This is a genomic window from Candidatus Dependentiae bacterium (genome assembly GCA_020431705.1).
In the GTDB taxonomy this organism is placed as follows: Bacteria; Babelota; Babeliae; order Babelales; family Vermiphilaceae; genus JAGQHQ01.
The window spans coordinates 87,458-107,419 of the sequence record JAGQHQ010000003.1 but is presented as its reverse complement, the minus strand read 5'-3'; the positions used below and the strand labels follow the sequence as shown (position 1 = coordinate 107,419).

At 35.0% G+C, this 19,962-nt stretch carries 17 protein-coding genes and 2 rRNA genes; 13 read left to right on the top strand and 6 right to left on the bottom strand.

What is annotated here, in order from left to right:
* Both KC460_01800 and rrf read left to right on the top strand, forming a co-directional pair.
* Positions 1-221, top strand: a 23S ribosomal RNA gene (locus tag KC460_01800); the annotation flags it as partial.
* 124 nt (positions 222-345) lie between these two features.
* A 5S ribosomal RNA gene (rrf, locus tag KC460_01795) occupies positions 346-460 on the top strand.
* Between the two features lie 39 nt (positions 461-499).
* Here the strand turns inward: rrf and KC460_01790 are convergent.
* Both KC460_01790 and KC460_01785 read right to left on the bottom strand, forming a co-directional pair.
* Entirely contained in the window at positions 500-685 is a 186-nt protein-coding gene (locus tag KC460_01790) for a hypothetical protein (GenBank protein ID MCA9770080.1), read from the bottom strand.
* The gene (locus KC460_01785) at positions 678-1,691 is read right to left on the bottom strand and encodes an NTP transferase domain-containing protein (protein MCA9770079.1); all 1,014 of its coding nucleotides are present in this window, start codon (positions 1,689-1,691) and stop codon (positions 678-680) included. Before KC460_01785 ends, KC460_01790 begins: the two co-directional genes overlap by 8 nt.
* 80 nt (positions 1,692-1,771) lie before the next feature.
* On the opposite strand from KC460_01785, the gene KC460_01780 reads away from it, so the two are divergent.
* The 5 genes from KC460_01780 (at position 1,772) to KC460_01760 (ending at position 7,262) form a co-directional block, all read left to right on the top strand.
* Positions 1,772-3,028 (top strand): glycosyltransferase, encoded by a 1,257-nt coding sequence (locus KC460_01780; GenBank protein ID MCA9770078.1) that lies wholly within the window; start codon positions 1,772-1,774, stop codon positions 3,026-3,028.
* A gap of 131 nt (positions 3,029-3,159) precedes the next feature.
* Entirely contained in the window at positions 3,160-4,227 is a 1,068-nt protein-coding gene (locus KC460_01775) for a glycosyltransferase (GenBank protein MCA9770077.1), read from the top strand.
* Positions 4,224-5,306, top strand: coding sequence for a glycosyltransferase (locus KC460_01770; protein MCA9770076.1), 1,083 nt, complete (start codon positions 4,224-4,226; stop codon positions 5,304-5,306). The genes KC460_01775 and KC460_01770 overlap by 4 nt, the downstream gene beginning before the upstream one ends.
* Positions 5,266-6,177: a sulfotransferase domain-containing protein gene (locus KC460_01765; protein ID MCA9770075.1), complete on the top strand. Its 912-nt coding sequence runs from the start codon at positions 5,266-5,268 to the stop codon at positions 6,175-6,177. Before KC460_01770 ends, KC460_01765 begins: the two co-directional genes overlap by 41 nt.
* Positions 6,177-7,262 carry a glycosyltransferase gene (locus KC460_01760; protein MCA9770074.1) on the top strand — a complete coding sequence of 362 codons (1,086 nt, stop codon included), beginning with the start codon at positions 6,177-6,179 and terminating at the stop codon, positions 7,260-7,262. Before KC460_01765 ends, KC460_01760 begins: the two co-directional genes overlap by 1 nt.
* Here KC460_01760 and KC460_01755 read toward each other — a convergent pair.
* Positions 7,219-7,752: a hypothetical protein gene (locus KC460_01755; GenBank protein ID MCA9770073.1), complete on the bottom strand. Its 534-nt coding sequence runs from the start codon at positions 7,750-7,752 to the stop codon at positions 7,219-7,221. The genes KC460_01760 and KC460_01755 overlap by 44 nt on opposite strands.
* A 137-nt stretch (positions 7,753-7,889) precedes the next feature.
* Positions 7,890-8,135 (bottom strand): hypothetical protein, encoded by a 246-nt coding sequence (locus tag KC460_01750; GenBank protein MCA9770072.1) that lies wholly within the window; start codon positions 8,133-8,135, stop codon positions 7,890-7,892.
* Between the two features lie 77 nt (positions 8,136-8,212).
* On the opposite strand from KC460_01750, the gene KC460_01745 reads away from it, so the two are divergent.
* The 3 genes from KC460_01745 (at position 8,213) to KC460_01735 (ending at position 11,722) form a co-directional block, all read left to right on the top strand.
* Positions 8,213-9,565 carry a hypothetical protein gene (locus tag KC460_01745; GenBank protein ID MCA9770071.1) on the top strand — a complete coding sequence of 451 codons (1,353 nt, stop codon included), beginning with the start codon at positions 8,213-8,215 and terminating at the stop codon, positions 9,563-9,565.
* Between the two features lie 22 nt (positions 9,566-9,587).
* Entirely contained in the window at positions 9,588-10,928 is a 1,341-nt protein-coding gene (locus KC460_01740) for a hypothetical protein (protein ID MCA9770070.1), read from the top strand.
* Positions 10,929-11,041: 113 nt separating this feature from the next.
* Positions 11,042-11,722, top strand: coding sequence for a hypothetical protein (locus tag KC460_01735; GenBank protein MCA9770069.1), 681 nt, complete (start codon positions 11,042-11,044; stop codon positions 11,720-11,722).
* An 18-nt stretch (positions 11,723-11,740) separates the two neighbouring features.
* On the opposite strand, the gene KC460_01730 is transcribed toward KC460_01735, so the two are convergent.
* The gene (locus KC460_01730; GenBank protein ID MCA9770068.1) at positions 11,741-15,094 is read right to left on the bottom strand and encodes a CPBP family intramembrane metalloprotease; all 3,354 of its coding nucleotides are present in this window, start codon (positions 15,092-15,094) and stop codon (positions 11,741-11,743) included.
* A gap of 384 nt (positions 15,095-15,478) precedes the next feature.
* On the opposite strand from KC460_01730, the gene KC460_01725 reads away from it, so the two are divergent.
* The 3 genes from KC460_01725 to KC460_01715 are packed head-to-tail and all read left to right on the top strand — an operon-like array spanning position 15,479 to position 18,646.
* Positions 15,479-16,732: a hypothetical protein gene (locus KC460_01725; GenBank protein MCA9770067.1), complete on the top strand. Its 1,254-nt coding sequence runs from the start codon at positions 15,479-15,481 to the stop codon at positions 16,730-16,732.
* 18 nt (positions 16,733-16,750) lie between these two features.
* Positions 16,751-17,965, top strand: a complete 1,215-nt coding sequence (locus KC460_01720; GenBank protein ID MCA9770066.1) for a hypothetical protein — start codon at positions 16,751-16,753, stop codon at positions 17,963-17,965.
* A gap of 24 nt (positions 17,966-17,989) precedes the next feature.
* Entirely contained in the window at positions 17,990-18,646 is a 657-nt protein-coding gene (locus KC460_01715) for a hypothetical protein (GenBank protein ID MCA9770065.1), read from the top strand.
* On the opposite strand, the gene radA is transcribed toward KC460_01715, so the two are convergent.
* Positions 18,603-19,961 (bottom strand): DNA repair protein RadA, encoded by a 1,359-nt coding sequence (gene radA, locus KC460_01710; protein ID MCA9770064.1) that lies wholly within the window; start codon positions 19,959-19,961, stop codon positions 18,603-18,605. The two genes, KC460_01715 and radA, sit on opposite strands and share 44 nt — an antisense overlap.
* Position 19,962: the final 1 nt, after the last annotated feature.

Below are 19,962 nucleotides of genomic sequence, written 5' to 3'. Positions count from 1 at the left end.
TGTTCCAGTTGTTCTCCAAGAGCAATGCTGGGTAGCTAAGTTTGTAAGAGATAACCGCTGAAAGCATCTAAGTGGGAAGCTTGTCTCAAGATTAGATACCCCGTATAACTTCGGTTATACATAGTAAGGCCCCTCAAAGACTATGAGGTTGATAGGCTGGGTGTGTAAGTACAGTAATGTATTGAGCTAACCAGTACTAATAGGCCGAGTGTTTTAATTGCGCTAAGAAGTTTTAGTATTTTAAAGATTGCAAAATTGATGACAGGATAGTTTACAGATATTTCTTCACAAGACTAAATTATCTGTCTCTAAAATGTTAAATAGTTTGGAGACAGATTGAAAATTTCTGGTGGGTATAGTTGCAGGGAAACACCCGTTCCCATTTCGAATACGGAAGTAAAGTCTGCAACGCCGATGATACTTGTCTGGAGACGGACTGGAAAAGTAGGTACCGCCAGGTTTAATTAAAAACCCCGAAGATAAACTTCGGGGTTTTTAATTAGGGCACAACAATAGTAGCAATTTTCAATCCATCACTGCTTGCTGCTTGAACTAAACGAGTGATATTTAATTCCTGCTGGTAATAATCTGGTTGTAAGCTAGGAAGATATTTTTCCAAAAATGAACGTTTAAATAAATACATGCCAGCATTAATGTATGAATAATTATGTAGAATATTACCCAACTAAATTACTGTACGCATCAATAGTTGTATTATCAGGAACAATTACACCATCTAAAATAACAAATGGCTTGATGATGCAATTTTTACCTATGGTAGTACCATTATATATATGAACACCTGGATGAATGATTGTATTTTTGCCAATGGTTACATCAACATCAAGATGAATACTGTCAGGTTTTATAAAGCGTACACCTTGATTCATGAAAGATTCAATAATGTTATTGCAGATCATGTGCTCGACATGCGCAAGCTGTTTCAGTGTGTTTACTCCATGAATAGTTTCAAAAGGGACGGCAATAGTTGCAACAGTATGATTATTATCACTTGCGATTTTTACCAAATCAGTAATATAAAATTCGCCGGTTACACTATTTTGCTGTACTTTTTGTAAATGTTTTTCTAAGAAATCACGAGAGATTAAATAGATACCAGCATTTACATATGGATAGTCATGAATATCATACGTAAAATGTTTTGCTTCAATAACTTCTGTTTTACCATCATGTTCTACAATTCTACCGTATTCGATATTTGGATCAACACAATAAGAAGTGACAATACTTATTGTAGCGTCAGTTTCTATATGTTTATCATATAGTGCTTGAATGGTTTCTGTACTTACTAGTGGCATATCTCCATTGACTACCATAATGTTATCCGCTTGTAATGTATCAATTGCGCATAACAGCGCATGGCCGGTTCCTAACTGTTCTTGTTGTTCTGTAAGAAAAACATTTGGAACCTTTGCCTTTGTGATAATATCTGCAACGATTTCTTTTTTGTAACCAACTACTAATGTTATTGGCATGTCTAGCTGGGCTAATGGTGAAATAACATGTAAGATCATTGGTAACCCACAAATAGGTGCACTGAGCTTACTATAGTCAGTATTGAATCGGCGAGATTTTCCAGCTGCTAGTACTACACCGTGTAGATTTTCAATAGTTTGGGTAGATGTAAACAATGTAAGTAATATAGAAAATGCATATGTTATTTTTTTCATAAAGAGTCCTTTTTTTATAAGGTATAGATTAAAGCAGTGTATATAACGCATGTATGTGTAAATATGGATTTAATTCTAGGATGTTCGGTGGTAATTGCAATTTGTTTGGTTTGAAACAGTTGAAATCACGTGCTACAGTCATGACTATGATGATGAAATGTTATTTTTTTATACGAGCATTTATTCTTTCTTTTTTTTGCCAAGTAGGATGGCGTTTGTCGTTTTCTATATTATTTCTATTATTTTTTAACTCGCTGTATGCGCTTAAGATTCTAGTTGTAGTTGGTACATTTCCACTTATTTGTGAGACTGTTATTTTAAATCAAATTACTGGTTTGATTGATAATGGGCATGATGTATATATCTATGCTCGAAGAAAAGGCAATATCAAAAAAATGCAACCAGATGTTAATCGCTATCAGCTCCTAAATCGCGTTTACTATAAAGCATATCCAAAAAATATTAATACATATGATGTTATCCTTGCTCAGTTTGGCCCTCGAGGAACGGATTTCAGAAAGATTAAAGAAAAAGGTTTTACTGGAAAGTTGGTTACTTGTTTTCGTGGATCAGATATTACACGAGATGTTCCAAAACACATAGATCGTTATCAAGAATTGTTTGCAAATGGCGATCTATTTCTTCCTGTTTGTGATTATTTTAAAGAAAAGCTCATTTGCTATGGATGTCCTGAGCAAAAAATTGTTACTCATTATTCGGCAATTGATTTAGATCATTTTGTATTTAAGCGAAAAAAATTGTCTGAAGATGGAATAATTCGTATTATTTCTGTGGGAAGATTGGTTGAAAAAAAAGGATTTGCATACTTAGTCAATGCCATATGGCTGTTGGTAAAAAAGTACCCTAACATACAGTGTACTATTGTTGGCGATGGCCCCTTATATTCGAGACTTGATAGACGAATCAAAAAGTTTAAGTTAACAAAACATATTACTGTTTCTGGATGGGTAACTCATGAAACACTCATTGAATTATTTGAACAATCAGATATTTTTGTATTGCCGTCTGTGACCGCAAGAGATGGAGATAAGGAAGGTATACCAAACACGCTTAAAGAGGCAATGGCTTTTGGTTTACCAGTTATTTCTACATATCATGCTGGCATACCAGAATTGATTGAGCATCATGCTACGGGATTACTTGTACCTGAGAAAAGTGCTGATGTATTGGCGACAGCTATTGAATGGCTAATAACACATACCGGTTGTTGGAAAAGTATTACTCATGCTGCACGAATAAGAATTGAGACGTATTTTGATGCAAAAAAGAACAGTATACAGTTGAGCGAACTTCTTGAACAACTATACAGAATGTAAAAGGAACAGTAATGCGCGCAACTAATAGGATTGCTAAATATGTAATGAGTAGATGGTATAGAGTAGTATTATGTATATGTCTTTTTTTTGTAGTTAATAGCGTACAATGTAAGAGACGTCTCAAAATATTGATGATTGTTACAAAATTTCCATACAGTTTGCAAACGTTTATAATAAATCAAATCGAGGGGCTCATTGAACGTGGCCATGATTTGTACATTCTTGCTGAAAAAAATGTAGATAAAAAATTGCCACCGCAACTTATGAAATATAATTTTAGCGGTAAGGTGTTTTTTGGTAATATACCAAGTGGTTACAAACAGTTTGATATTATTTACGGTCAACTTGCATCTCATGGAAAACGTTGTTTGAAATTAAAACAAGAATGTGGGTTGAATGCGAAATTGGTAGTTAGCTTTCGTGGTTATGCAACAACGGTTTTTTTAAAAAAAAATCCCCATATATATGACGATGTTTTTCAACAAGTTGATTTATGCTTACCAGTATGTGACTATTTGAAAGAGTATCTTATTTCATATGGTTGCCCAATAGAAAAAATTACAGTTATGCCTTCGGCAATCAACTGTGATCAATTTGTACCATACAAAAAATCATTTGGAAGTAAAAGAAAAATAAAAATAATTACTGTAGCTCGGCTTGTAGAACAAAAAGGACTTATCTATAGTATTGATGCAGTTGCACGTCTTACTAAAGAGCATCCTAATGTAGAATATATAATTGTCGGTGATGGTAAATTGAAAAAATTGTTGGAAAAACAAATAAAAATGCTTGGCATGCAAGGTACAATACATTTAATTGGTGAAAAAAGTCATCTTGAAGTGGGTGCACTTTTACAGTCATCAGATATTTTTTTGCTCGCACCAATTACTTCCCAAAATTATGCGCAAGAAGGTATTCCTAATGCGCTCAAAGAAGCAATGGCTTGCCAATTACCAGTTGTTAGTACATTTCATGCTGGTATTCCGGAAGTTGTTGAGCATGGTATTTCTGGGTTTTTAGTGACAGAGCAAAATGTTTTTGGTTTGGTTGATCGGCTGAGCTATTTAATTTCCCATCCTGAATTGTGGCATATAATGGGTAAGGCCGGTAGAGAAAAAATTTTAGCAACGTATGAAAAAGAAATGCTGAATGATAAGCTGGAGCAAATTTTTTTAGACTTATGTAGCCATATCATATGAAAACGGTGCTTACGATTTTAATGTTAGTTCCTATTTTTCCTAAGCTTTCTGAAACATTTATACTGAATCAAATTACTGGATTGATTAGCAGGGGACATCGTGTCTTTATACAAGCAAAAATTCCTGGCGATATAACAAAAATGCATAGCACAGTTGCCAAATATGATTTGATAAACAAGACATACTATAATACATGGCCAGATATGAACAGTATAGATATTGTTATTGCGCAAACAGGAATGCGTGGTGCCGACTTTGTAGCAATAAAAGATGTACTTGGCTTTAAAGGAAAATTGGTTACTTTTTTTCGCGGTGTAGATGTAAGCAGAGCGCTTTGCTCTCATCCAAAAAGATACACAAATTTATTTAAAAAGGGTGATTTGTTTCTATCGGTTTGTGATTTTTTTAGAAAACGACTTGTTGTGCATGGATGTGATTTACAAAAAATAGTAGTTCATCACTCTGCAATTGATTGTAACTTGTTTAGTTACAAGACAAAAAAGTTAGTGTCGGATGAGTCTATTCGTATAATTACCGTTGCGCGATTTGTTGAAAAAAAGGGTATTGAATATGCGCTGCAAGCATTTGCACAGGTTGTGAAAAAATATCCAAATGTAGAATATCATCTTGTCGGTGACGGCCCTCTTGAAGATAAGTACAAAAAAATTATTCAGCAGTTAGATATTGAAGAGAGTGTTATTTTTCACGGTATGTGTACGCAGCAGCAGGTTTACGACTTGTTGGATCATTCGCATTTTTTTGTTTTACCCTCAGTAACAGGTGTTGCAGGAGATCAAGAAGGAATTCCCAATGTGCTTAAAGAGGCAATGGCATGTGGATTACCGGTTATTAGTACATATCATAGCGGTATTCCTGAGTTAGTGCAGCATGGTGTGTCGGGTTTGCTGACGAAAGAGAAAGACAGTCAGGCGCTTGCAGAATATATGTTATACCTAGTTGAACATCCTGAATGTTGGCCAGTTATGGGAGCTGCCGGTAGACAAAGAGTGGTTGAGGAATTTGATAAGGAGCGTGTTAATGATGTACTTGAACAAATTTTGTATAAACTGTGTTGCTAATTTTTTCTTTCGTACAAAAAAAAATAATCTTACGTATGTGTTTATGATGTGTGCTATTGTTTTTACTATTGATGCAAAATATACAATTACTCAGATGCCTATTATTGATCGTAGTACAATTGAGTTTACCAATATTATGCAAATTTCTATTCCCAAGTGTGGTACACATTTGCTTTCAAAATGCTTAAAGTTGCTAACAGGTCGTAATATTTATATGTTTGTGCCCGGTAGATTAAAGCCTTATGCGCATTACCATGCATCGCCTGAAGATATTAAATTACTCACAAAATTGGCATTTGATGGTTATTGGGTGAGTCATCTTGTGTATACGCCAGAGCGCGCGCAATTGTTAGCAGCGGCTGATTGCGCAAAGTTTTTTATCTACCGCGATCCACGAGACCAACTTATATCATTTATTTTTTATACTCGCATGCGAAAAAATGTGTGGCCACAAGCAAATGATATGACAATGAATGAGCTTATTTTTGATTTAATGACTACGAGCAAAGCTATGACAAATGATCCTCCAGGATTCGGTATTGTGGGATTGTATAAAAACTATCTTGCTTGGATGAATGTACCAGGAATGCTTTCTATTCGTTTTGAAGATTTAATTGGGCCCGATGGTGGTGGAAATCAACAAGCGCAAGATAGAACAATACAGCAAATTGCAAAGCATATTGGATTGAAGCTATCTCGGGAACAACTTGAACATGTCAAAAAACAACTTTTTGGTGGTACTGGTACCTTTCGCAAAGGAGTCATTGGGCAATGGAAGAGGTATTTTACTGATGAGCATAAAAAAGTGTTTAAAGAAGTTGCTGGGCAGCTGTTAATTGATCTCGGTTATGAAAAAGATATGGAGTGGTAATGGTTCCCTTAAAGATATTATTTCTTGTACAGTGTTTTCCGATGGTAATACAAACATTTTTTATTAATCAAATAAGTGTACTGAAAGATTACGGTCATGATGTTACTATTCTTTCATTACGTCAAGGAACGAAAAAGAAACATGATTTGGATCAATATGACTGGAGTTCTAAGTTGTTTTATACGGTATTGCCAAAAGAGTGTAATAATTTTGATATTATCTATGCGTCATTAGGAGAGCTTACGCCTGTTGCAATGGATCTAAAAAAACGGGGCGTGAAGGGAGAACTTGTTGTTGGTTTGCACGGGTCAGATGCGAGCTCTGTATTTAGAAAAAATCCACACTGCTATGACGAGTTGTTTGATAAAGTGTCATTATTTTTACCTGCATGTGATCATTTTGCGCAACGATTGATAAAACATGGATGTCCACCAAACAAGATTGCCGTGTTACATGCTACTATTGATACAAAGTTATTTACGTTCAAAGAACACGTTCCTAATCTGGATGGTTCGGTTGGGCTTATCACCGTTGCACGTTTGGTAAAAAAGAAGGGGTTAGAATATGCAATTAGAGCTGTTGCCCGATTGATGAGGGAAAACAGCAAATTGTCGTATACAATTGTGGGGCATGGAAATATGCAATCCAAATTACAAAAGTTGATTGATGATCTCGGTATGCATGATCGTATTATATTGGTTGGTTACCAACCGTACGATAGGGTTGTACAGTTTCTTGATGCATCACATATTTTTGTTTTGCCGTCAATAACAACTGAGGGCGGCGGTGAGGAAGCAACACCCAACAGTATAAAAGAAGCTTTTGCGACGGGATTACCGGTAGTTGCCACTTATCATGCTGGAATTTCAGAATTGGTGCAAGATGATGTTTCAGGCTATTTAGTTCCGGAAAAAAATGTTGATGCGCTTACTGATCGTCTAGGGTATCTTATTGCACATCCAGAATTATGGGACCGGATGGCGTATGCTGGTTATCAAAAAGTTTTATCTGACTATGAAAAGCATAAAGAAAACAAAAAGCTTATTGCTTTTTTGTATTCAATAGTACTTCAACATGGTCAATAATCAATTTTTCACCACTCCAGACGTAATGCATTGGATGAATTACAATGATAAAATTATTGAGTAGTTGTGCGATAGTTGAATATGAGGAAGAGGGGCGAATCAAACAGTCAAAACGTGTCATATTGAACAAATCTTCAAGTACATTGAGCTTGTGACTGTTAGTTCCCTTTCTACAATCAAAATGAATACGAGGATTATTCAGTTTTTTTTTGTATCTTTCCATAATGGCTATAGGCTGTTGATCATCAGTAAAAATATAACAGTATAAATAATGATGTTTATATTGATGAGCTATCTTCTTTATTTGCTCTATGTAATAATCATCTGGTGGAAATTTAAGTGGCCAACGCTGGTCCGCGTATTGTACTGTCTTTGAAAATAATGGTGCGTCATATCCACCACCTTTACGAACATGAACTGCAACTGAGATTGTACTATTAGGTATTTGAGGAAGATTGAGTTTTTTTTTAGGTTTAATTAGACATCGCAATGTATCTAAAAATATTTTATCGTTTATTTGTGGTCGTGTTATACGTTGCCACTCTTTAATTTTAAAATGTATATCAATTACATAAAGTGTTGATTCGAGGTCTATTATATCCTCTTCACTTGCACGATGTAAGTATACTATGTGGTTTCGTTTTCAGGCATATATTGTTTTTCAATGTCATGAAGATTTAACTGCTCTGAATACGGGAATGGTTTATACAAAAAGTCAATGGCATATTTATGTGCAACCCATTTTGCCTTTGCATATTTAATAATATGATCACCAGTTCTGCCCCGTACTGTTGTGTAAGTTATGGCACTTTTTGATTGTAAAGCGAATGAGAAAAAAAGAAGGAACATGGGGACATAGTGTGTATATTTCATGATATATACTCCTTTGAGCAGCTATTCAAACAAATTATAATATGATAGGTCTGTATAAGTATAAAAAAAGGAAAGATGTGAATTTAAGAACTTTCTTTGTCTATGTTTTTACCTTGATCTTGTTTTATTCTTTCTTTTTTTCGATGTATGCGATAGATAGAGGAAATCTAATTGAATCAATGGTCATAACAGAGCATCGTCTTGATGTTTTTGTTAACAAACATTTTAAAAAAAAATATTTAAATGACGATTTTTTTGTTGAATATCAAGATGATATTGATCTTACTAAGCTTGATCGTTCCTTGTTAATATTGCCCTTCATTATGAATGTGTTTTCAACTATTTGCATATCAGGTGATACGTATTATATAGATACAATTGATGCGGATACATACCGTTCGCTACAAAATCTTAACAATCTATATAAAGTCTTGTTTCCGCGTACAACGTGGAATGGTAAGTTGATTGCAAAAAACGTAGTAATCAATAGGCCTGAGAATAAAAAAATTGAACAGAACAAAGATCATATTGCGATCATGTTTAGCGGTGGACTTGATTCAGTTCATACTTCCTTGATGCATGAAGCGGGGAAGCAGTTGTTGATTACCGCATGGGGGCAACCAGATTTAAAGTGGTATCAACTAGAGCGATGGCAGCGCGCAAAACAATTATTCCAATCATTTGCGTCTCAAAGAAATCAGACACATACATTCTTTCGCTCAAACCATCACACTTTTTTGAACTATACTGTACTTGATAATTTAACACCAGAAATTAAACGGTGGTGGATGTATGCAATTCTAGGGCCATGTTGGGCAGGGTTGGCCGCACCGATAGTTGTAACACACGGCTATTCTATACTATTTGTATCATCTGCAGTAACGTGGGACTATCCTTATCTTTATGGCACCTGTCCAGTTGTTGATGATGCTATTTGTTTTGCGGGTATTAAGCTTCGCCATTACGGATTTGATAAAACTCGTACTCAAAAATGTGATGATATCCAGAAGCAATGTAAAGTTAATGATATTTCATTGCCGATTCTTCGTATTTGTCCGGGATTTGATTATACAAATTGTTGTTTGTGCGAAAAATGCATGAGAACAATGGCTGAGATTCTTGTCTCAGGGGGTGATTTAGTATCATTTGGCTTTAATATTGATCGTACATATGCAGTAGCTCGAATTAAAAAGAATTTTGTGTATGATCTCATATTAAAAGGAAAAAAAAATTATACATCGGTATGGTTTTGTCAGCAAATACAGAAAAACTTAGAGAGTCGATTCTCTAGCCACAAAGAAGAACTTTCTGATCTAAAATGGCTTTTAGATATTAATTTTGAGCCAATAGCAAAACAAAAATCAAAAACTAAAATTAAGGTAAACTGGCGTAAATTGTATAAAGAAACGGAGTATTCTCGTTGTGTATAAAAAATTTTGTTGAAAGAGTTATATGAATATAAAAAGGTATGTCCTACTATATATAGGACTGTTGAATATATATATTTTTGCTCAAGATCAAGATCTGATTAAACAAATTCGTGTCACAGATCATCGTATTGACATAGTAGTAAATTCAGAGTTTAAAAAAGCATATCTGAGAGATGATTTTTTTGCAGAATATAATAACGATATTAATCTCAAAGGGTTAGATGAATCATTACTTATTATGCCATTTATTATGCAGGTTATTTCACTGGTGTGGATTTCTGGTAAGTATTACTATATAGATTCGATGGACTATCTACTCTATAAGTCACTTAAAGTGGTAAAAGAAGTATTTGAGCATTTGTATCCAAATACACAATGGTGTGGAGAGCTTATTCCCAAAAAGTTGGTTAATAATGCTGATATGTTTGTCATGCATAAAAAAAATAATGAAAGCATTGCGTTAATGTTTAGTGGTGGTCTTGATTCAACCTGCATGTCATTGCGTCGTCTTGAAAAAAAACAGCTATTGGTTACTGCGCGTGGCCACAGTGATATGCCGCTTGATGATGATCAGCAATGGAATGCGGTGTACAAACGTATTGAAGATTTTGCTCAGTTATATGGGCATGAGGTTAGTGTTGTTCGTTCAAATTATCGCAATTTTTTACGGCGTGGTTATTTGCATAAACTTTCACCAGACATTACTTGCTGGCGACTTGATGCAGTAGAAGGGCTTGGATGGATTGGGCTTGCGGTGCCAATTTTATTGAGCAAGGGTTATAATACATTATTAATTGCTTCTTCACTTACGTGGGATTGCCCCTATCAGCATGCGCCGATGCCACTAATTGATGATAATGTGTTCTGTGCGGGTTTGACGTTTCAACACGCAGATTTTGATTTGCAACGTGTGCAAAAAGCTGAATTTATTACCGCGTTGTGTAATGCCTATAGTATACAGAAGCCATTTATTCGTGCCTGCCAAAAAGATAAGGTTGGTAATAATTGTGGGAAATGTGAAAAGTGTATTCGTACTGCAAGCTGCTTTATTGCTGTTGGCGCATATCCAAATGAATATGGTTTTGATGTGACATCTAAGCGTCTACAAAAATATCTTTTTTCTTTGATTAAACGAGGTGAACTGCAGCTATCCCGATTTAATTTCTGGCATTATCTATGTATACAAAAGTATATGCAAAAAAATATTGATATCGTGCCTCATGAGTTAAGGATGTATGCCAAAGATTTTCTTTTGATTGATTTTCAAATATATAATAAGGATGCTGGTAATTGTTTTATTCCTATAAATTGGCCTGATTTTACGCATTTGTATTCAGCAATTCCACAATATCTATTAACCTGAAAAGTGTTCTGTAGTAGTTATTTTTTACCTCTCTGAGAGCCTTTTGACGGACAATCGTCTTTCTAGTACCTTTTAGAAGGTAAATAAAAGTTTTTATTTTAGGGGGAATTTATATGAAAAAGATATTAATTTTGTCACTTGTTTTTGCGGGTGGACTTTTGACTGCTGTGAATATGGCGTATGCGATTAATTTTGCGGGACAAATTGGAAAAACTTTTCAATCAAATGAGTGTAAAATTCATAAAGACTTAAAAAATAATTGTCCAGATAAACAAGCAGTCGTGTCTCGTGGTGGTCAATTAATACATCTTTCAGATTTTGGTATTGTTTGGATAAAAGGACAGTTGGCATATTTGGAGCAGTATACATATTGGAGCTGGGTTGAATTTAAAAATACGAAACCATATAAAAATTATGTAAGTGAGTTTGAACACATATTAAAGGGTGGAAATTATATTTCTCCAAAAGATTTTGTGAAATATGTGTTGCCATTGTATACACCAAAGATGAGAAACAAGTATAGTTTCTATTCTCCATTTCCATATAAAACAACTAATGACAAATATTATGATGGATTGCCATATGGTGATCCAGAAAAGATTGCGGGTGTTTACTGGAGATTAAATAAATATCTTGGTAAAAAACATCCATGGTATTACACAAGACTTAGTGCAAATGGTATTATGACATGTAGCAGAAGAGATGAGTTACATAATATATGTCGGAAACATGGTTTTAATGTAAATGGAAAAAGCGGTGTGCTAACCATTGCAGCTAAGAAAAAAAGATTTTAACGGGTATAACAATAATCATTACTTATTCAATTGCTTCCACCACAACACAGAAATACTCAGTACAAAAATGCTTGCAAACAAATGCGCAACAAGTGCCATTGGATATGCATTAAATACTGCTTGTTGTGCTAATCCTGCAATAGTAGTGATACCAACAATGAGTGGTATTACTGTGTGGTCAAAGTGAATAATAAATGCATAAAGTATTGTAATAACGGTGCCAAGAATTATGCCAGAAATAACCCAGAAGGTATAATCTGTTGGCATTTGCAATCCAGTAACAATTAGTGTGAAGATAATCAATACAAAAGCGCCGATAAATCGGTTTCTTGTAAATCCTGATGTCCATTGATCAATTGCTGTGCATAACAATAAAAATAACGATGAAGCAAATGTTAATTTTGTCAGTGCGGTAATTGTTGGTGCAATAATAGGAAAATAGTTTCCAAGTGCGGTGTAATCCGCCCATAGCGGTTCGAGTGATGGTCCAAAGTATGAAAGTGTCGCTTGTAGGCCAGCAATGAATGTACCTAAACATAAACCAGTGAACAATGAACTAATTTTATTGTACAGGGTATAGCGATGTTTAATGCCAAGGGTAAGGGCGACAACGAGCGCAACAATCGCACTACGAATTAACGCATAAATTGCGCCAAACCCAAAGGTGCGAAATACTTGATTATAAAATGGTTCGCTTGTATTAAATGTGGTAATAATTTGTGGCCAACTATTGAATAAGCTGCCGATAAATAATGTAAAAATACCCAAAAAACCAATTAAGAAATAATAGGAAGAAAAATTGCCGGTACTCCAGCGAAACAACGAGATACTAAAGCCAAGTAAGAATAATGCATAAATTAATAGGTTACATAGATTACTGATAACTTGACGGAACGTATTTTTTTTCCGTTCTTCACGTTCCCATTCTTCTGGTATATGAATATAGCGGTATGCGTCATTTACAGTATCTCCTGCAACAGAAATGGCGATACGCGCTTGTCCGGTTTTAAGTGGATAATTTTTCTCATCAGAGAACTCGAATATCCAGTCTTTACGCATGGGATGTTTTGTAGCTATAGCGGAAATTTCTTTTAGTTGCATGTGATCTAAATTAAAGTAATTTTTGAGCTCATTATGTACAATAGTACGAGCTTGTTCTTCTTCAAGGTGCGCTCCAGATCGCGTTTCAGGTAATTGATGCCTTGTTCTGATGATGTTACCATCGTGTCCAATAAATGTTTGATATTCTTCTGCTCGTTCAATAATTGGGCCGGTAAATTTTACAAAACGAGTCATCCAGTGGGGTGGCATAAGATGTGTATTCAAGAAATTATTATATACTTTTTCTTTTCCTTCTTGCCATATAAATCGGTGTTGTGTTTGTGAGGTACTGTGCTTGAAATGCGATTGTACACTGTTGAGTGCAGACCATGACGTATTAAGGTCTGTTGTGTACTGATTTTTGACAGTGGTTTCAGCAAGGTTTTGTGTATTTTGTTTTGTAATGGTGAGTGCTGGTGCGTGTTGCTTAAACTGTGTAAATCTAATATAGCTAGCACACCCAAGACCTCCAAAAACAAACAATACATATACTATTTTTTTGGAAAATTGAATGTGTTTTTGTTCTATGTAAGTGTGAGGCTTTTGTGATTCGATGATTGGTTGCCATGAACTATTGTACACGGCATCAGTAAGTGTGCTCCAATTTTTATTACGTATCCAATAATAAGCAATTATAAAAATTGGAATAAGAGAAAGAATAATAATTAATAGCTGATTGGCACGTGCACTTGATGCAGTAGAAATAAACAGTGGAAGTGAAAACCATACAATATCATATATGACGTGCATAATCACAGATGGTAACAGGCCAAAGGCCAAATAAATACCACCGAATATAAATGATGGTAAGATGAGCTCTACTAATCGTGCATATGCTGGTTGTGCAGGATAATTTGCGTGTGCGGCGCCAAAGATAATTGCTTGTAATATAAAAGAAAAAATAACCCACCACTTTTTTTTGCCAAATCGTTTACCAAGTAGTGCTGCGCTGGCAAGTGGAACTGCTCGAAACAAACATTCTTCCCAAAAACCAGCTTTTAGCGAGATTGCAATGGAGCTGAACCACGGAAAATAGTTTGATAAAATATTTGGGTCAAGCAGTTGAGATGATGGTGTCCACCATCCCAAATATTGTTGAGTAAATGCATATAGAGTAACGATATAGGCCATCATAATTGGCACAAGTAAATAACCAGTGACTGTTCTGCCAAAAATCTCAAATGAGTTTGCAATGTTTTTTTCCCACACACGCCAAAACTGAGGATGATGACCAAACGCTTTCCGTGTTAGACTTTCTGCTGCCATAAAAGCAATGGTATATGAGAATGCTGAATATATTAGTGAGTGTAAATTATTTACAATATACTGCAGCAAAAATGTATGCATTGGAAGAGCGGTATCATATATCATCCATGCAAGGGGTAGTTGGTTGAGAGCAACCAAGAATTGTAAGAAAGCAATAAGAGCACCCCAAAAAAGTGGAAGTTGCCATATAGCCCATCCACTTCGCAATAAGAAAAATAGTCCAATGATACAGCCAAGAATAGTATATAGAATTGTTACCGCCATACTTGCAGCAGAGGAAATACTAATATTTGCAGAACGCATTTGTTGATAACGCAATAAGAATGCTTCCGGTACATGCACAAAGTGACTAAGTTCGGTGAACTTGTCGCCGCTTACACGTAAGCGCAAACGATAAAATCCATCACCAATTTGTATGTCGTGACGTTGATATACAAAAGTGTGATCGCCTCTTCCACTTGGACGCATTTCTTTTGATGCTTCAACAAGTTTATACTTTTTTAAATCAATGATCCAATCTTGTGTTGCGTATTGTTCTGCTATTTTTTGTGCTTTTTCTTTAGTGATATTTGCTCCTGGAGCATTTTCTGAAAGTGTTTCATAAAATCCATATGGTTTACCTTCTGGTGTAAAATGTGTTGTGACTTCATGTGGTTCGAATTCTTTAAAGTGGCGTGTTTGCCAAGTATACGGTATGTATAGTTTTTGCTCCATCATATCGACAAACGCTTTTTTACCGCCCGCTTCAAGTTCTACAAATGTTTTGACAAGATAATCTGTCTGGAAGGATGTTGTTTGTTGGCTTTGATCAGGGCCTAAGTGATATTTTTTTGTTAAAGTGGCGCTTTCTGTTAATGCTCCTGAGCGATTCATTTTTAGATCAATAGTTACTAGTGGAAAAGCGCGAGGAAAGTAGCGAATTGAATAACCAATACAGACGAAGCTGATTGCGGTAAATAATAACCAGAATGAGCGCTTATTAATCAGGCGACATGCGTGTGCCATTTAATCATCCTTATGTAAATAAATGCTTTTTTTCAATGCCTCTACAGTTTGAGTAGTATTATTGTATTTTATCAGTGTAACAAGAAAATCTTATTTTTGTATGAGATTACGTTTTTTTTGAACGATTAGAAAGGTGCTGATTACATTATACCGATTATGGGGCATTGCAAGTTATTCTTGCTCTTTCTGCATAGGACACTCTTTCTATCAGTTGAGTTATGTGATGTTGTGGAATACAGGATTTTAAAAAATTAACAATTAAGATTAAACTATTGATATCCCGTGTATAAAATATTTATAATTGAATTAGTGTTGGGCGAGTGTTATTCTGCAAATTAAGGGGTGAATTATCAAATAAATTAAGCAATACGGGTGAGGATATTTATGAATATAGTGAGAAAATTTTTTTTAGTTATAGGGCTTATAGCAATAGCTTTTGGTGTTTGTGTGCCTTCGCAAGATCCTTTTATTGTACCAAATACGACAGAAGATAAGGTAGCAGCTGAAAATATTATACAAGATGCTCAAAAGCTTAAAGGATCGAGTCAATCTCATACTCATTTAAATAATTGGTATATTCAAAAAAAATTAAGAGAAGAGCATGGTCTTAGTCGTAATAATCATGTAATTAATGCTGCGCTAACACGAGAAATTGAACTTGCAAAGCAAGGGTATGTAGTATTCTATACTGCGGTTCCGTATATGCGACTTTTTCAAGATATAACAAGAAAAATGTACAAGGCCGTGGTGGGAAAAATCGGGGCATTACAAGAAAAAGCGTTTCAATTTATTCGATATACGTATGATGATCCTATATATAAAAAATATCGAGATGTTCAAGAGTTCCTGTATGACGAGATTAAAAAAGAGGGTATTATTGATGATAATGAAATACGCTTGAGAACAATTCTGGTGTCAACAAATATTGCTTTTTTTGGTAACATTGGTTTTTCTGGGGAGTCAACATATAACTATTTTAATAATCCACAACCTTGGGTATCGGCTAATCCTGAGTGGTTGCGAGCATCGCTACAATCTTTTGGTTATTCAGAAAAGTTTTTATCAGAATTGATGAATTTGGCGGTTGACATAGTTACCGACACTGGTGATATATTTCAAATATTTGTGCCAATTAATATGGTTGATAGGGTAGGGTATCTCTCGTGGAGACAGGGTATTCCATTTGACTTTGATTTTATTTCAAAAATGTTTGAACGTGAAAATATGACGTTTGGTAAAGGAGATCTTATTTTTGGCCAAGAAATTATCGATAAAATAGCTGCATTTAAAGCCAAGTATAAAGCTAAGGATCCAGAAGCAGTTCAGATGGTTAAAGAGCTACTTGAAAATGTTAAGAACAAGAGATATTTCTTAAGTGCATTTTTAGATAATTATAAAAAGGGCACATTGGCGCAGTATAAAAATAGAGTTCTTAACTTTTACCAAGCACGACTTCTTATTGGACCTTGGATGCTCGATCCAAGAATGGGGCTGAAAATTTATCGCTATTCAACTCTGGGTGAAGAAAGAGAATTGATGTATAAGGAGAGATTGAAAGAAATATTTAAGAGAATGGAACAAGAAAGGCAAGAAAGATTGATGAAATATCAAGGAAGAATGGTACCTACAGTTGCTTAAAAAATAAGGGGATATGGGATGCAGAAAAAGGGGATAATTGCCTTTTATTTAGGGTTATTTAATTGTTTGTTTGTTTTGGTTTATGCAGCACCAGAAGATGTTGCGATTATTAATCGTCTTTTAAGGCAGATAAGTGAGGACAAAGAGGTTGGTTTTACTCAATCACAAGCACACATGAGCGTTCAAGATAATCAAAGAAATCTTAATAGATTGAGTGATGTTGCAAGAAACGAACAAAATATACAACAAGCATTCCAACGTGAGCGAGAATTTAAAAGTTCATACTATATATTTTATACAGCGATTCCTTATATGCACCTTTTTCAAGATGTGACAAGAAAGATGTATAGACGCATTTTTGGTAAAGTGGGTGCATTGCAAAATAAAGCATTCCAGTTCATTCGCTACAATCTTGCTGACCCGACATACAATACAGCACGTTTTACTGGTGCAGCGAAGACACCAATTAAGAGATTTTTAACAGATGAAATTCAGCGAAGTGGTATGATTGATGATAATGAAATAAGATTAAAAACAATTTTAGTTTCAACCAATTTAGCGCTTTTTGCAAATCTTGGGATGACAGGTGAATCGACATGGTTTTTTTTCAATAACCCTCAACCTTGGGGTGAAGTTCGTCGCGATTGGCTTGAGGAATCGATAAAGTCTTACGGTTATTCAACTCAATTTATTGATGAGATCATTTCTCTTACCGAATATTTAAAAGATGAAGAAGGTAACTTGGGTAGCGATCTTTTTCAAATTCTTATACCAAAAGATTTAATTGATCAAATAGGATATTTATCTTGGCGTCTTGGTATACCGTTTGATATTGAACTTATTCCTAAAATACTTGGACAAGATGTATATGGTCTTTCATTTTTGGAATTGAAAAACTCATTAATGAAATTTAGGGAAGAATATCACCGAAAAAATCCAGAAGTATTTGCTACTGTAAGCGAGGTAATACGTAGAATAAATGAAGGATATTACGATCTTAGTTACCATCTTGAGCGTTATATTACTATACCAAGTAAAATTCGCATGCTTAACTATCGTCAGGCTCGTTTACTTATTACTAATGATATTTTACTTAATCCCGTAAGTGGTATTCGTGTGTATCGTTACAACAACTTAAATCAAGAAAAAGAAAAAGTTTATAAGGAGCGCTTGAAAGAAGTAATTAACAGAATGGAACAAGAACGTAAAGATAGAATTGGCGTAAAACGTTAATATGTAAGTCAAATGTGAGTTAATATGAAAAAGAAAGCCTTACTTTTTTCGGTATTTATTTTCTTATCGGGCATTACTATCTTATTGAGTGGTAAAAAGCTTGATAAAAGGGTGAATGCTGGTGTTCTTCCCTATTGTTATGATTGTAATGGAGTTGCGTATTTTTTGATTGGTAAAGAACCAAGCAAAGTATGGGCTGATTTTGGTGGAAAATCAGAAAAAAAAGATTCTAAGCCACTTGCTACTGCATTGCGAGAGTGTGCAGAAGAAACACGATATGTGTTTGGTAAATATGCGTATGGTTTAGATAATCTTGAACAAGGGGTAAAACAAGAAAAAAAATATATATATGCTAGTAATAAATATATCAAGTCCAGATTAAAAGCAGTGGCAACTCATCCAAAGAGGTACTATGAGATGTATTTGGCAAAGGTTGATTTTATACCAGCAGATGTATTCAAACATGCATATAAAAACAAAGACTATGATAAGAAAAGTTATGCATGGGTGCCCGTTACTCAGTTCATGCAAGCCATCAAGGAATCGACCAATAGGGATGAAACATACTATAGGACTAAAAAAATTAGGCGTCAACTATACGATATTTTAATAGCGTATCATAATCAAATTTTAAATCTTATTTATCCGCATCAAACAAAGATAAAAGCTCATACACGCTAAAAAATCTTTTTACTACGCATTGTGATTGTTCTATTTTTTGGTTTTTGGCAACAAGTAATTGTTTGATACCAAATTTTTGTGCTTCTTTTACGAAGGTGCTTATTTGATTTACCGGTTTAATGTGTCCAGTTAAACTAATTTCTCCCAAAGCAATCGACTGCTCAGGGATTGGCTGTTGAAAATAGCTAGAGAGTAATGCTAGTGCGATACCTAAATCTATAGCGCTTCCTTTGATTTTAAATCCACCACTAATTTTTAAAAAAATATCATTAGAGCTAAGCTTAACGTGTAAGTATTTTTCTAGGATAGCTGCAATTAATACGACTTGTTTATGGTCAACTCCAGAAACAACGCGTTGAGCAATACCAAGTTTTGATTCTATGGTTAATGCTTGCAACTCTAATAGAAGTGGGCGTGAGCCTTCCATAATGCTAATCAAAACAGAGCCCGGAGAATGAGACACTTCGCTCAATAGGTGCGCATTGATGTTAGGGACTTCTTGTAAGCCATGTTGACCCATTTGAAAAAAGCCGAGTTCGTTAATGGTACCAAATCGGTTTTTAACTGAACGTAAAATTCGCGTATCTAAACGATCTTCACCTTGTAGATAAAAAACACCATCAACCATATGCTCAAGTGTTTTGGGGCCTGCAATATTTCCGTCTTTGGTAATATGACCGGTAAGCAGAACGGTAATGTTATGTTCTTTTGCAAAGCGCATTAAATGAAATGTTGATTCGCGTAGTTGTCCTGTGCTTCCTGGTAGTGAAGATGCATTCGGTATATAGCAATTCTGTATTGAATCGATAATAACAATATCAGGGCTGTCTTTTTTGGAAGTTGCTACAATGGTTTCTAGCTCTGATTGGTCAGAAAATAATAAATTGCCTTTCGCACAGCCAAGTCGTTGTGCGCGCAATTTTACTTGTTGTAGGGATTCTTCAGTGGAAAAATAGTAAACGATATATTTTTGTGATAGTTGATTGGCAACCTGAAGTAGTAATGTTGACTTACCAATACCAGGATCACCGGTTAAAATCAAAAGTGAGCTTGGCATAATACCGCTGCCTATTACACGATCCCACTCACTAATACCACTCAACATTCTTTTTTGGGGTGTGCTATCAACACTTTGTAAACGCGTGAGCCTTGTTGTAGAAATATGTTTTATAGAACTGCTTCTTCCTGCGATGGATGTGAACTGCTTTTCCTCTTGAAATGTATTCCATTGTTTGCATTCTGGACAGCAGCCAATCCATTTAGGTGTTTGATAGGTGCATTTGTTGCATGAATACCATACTTTTTGTTTTGCCATA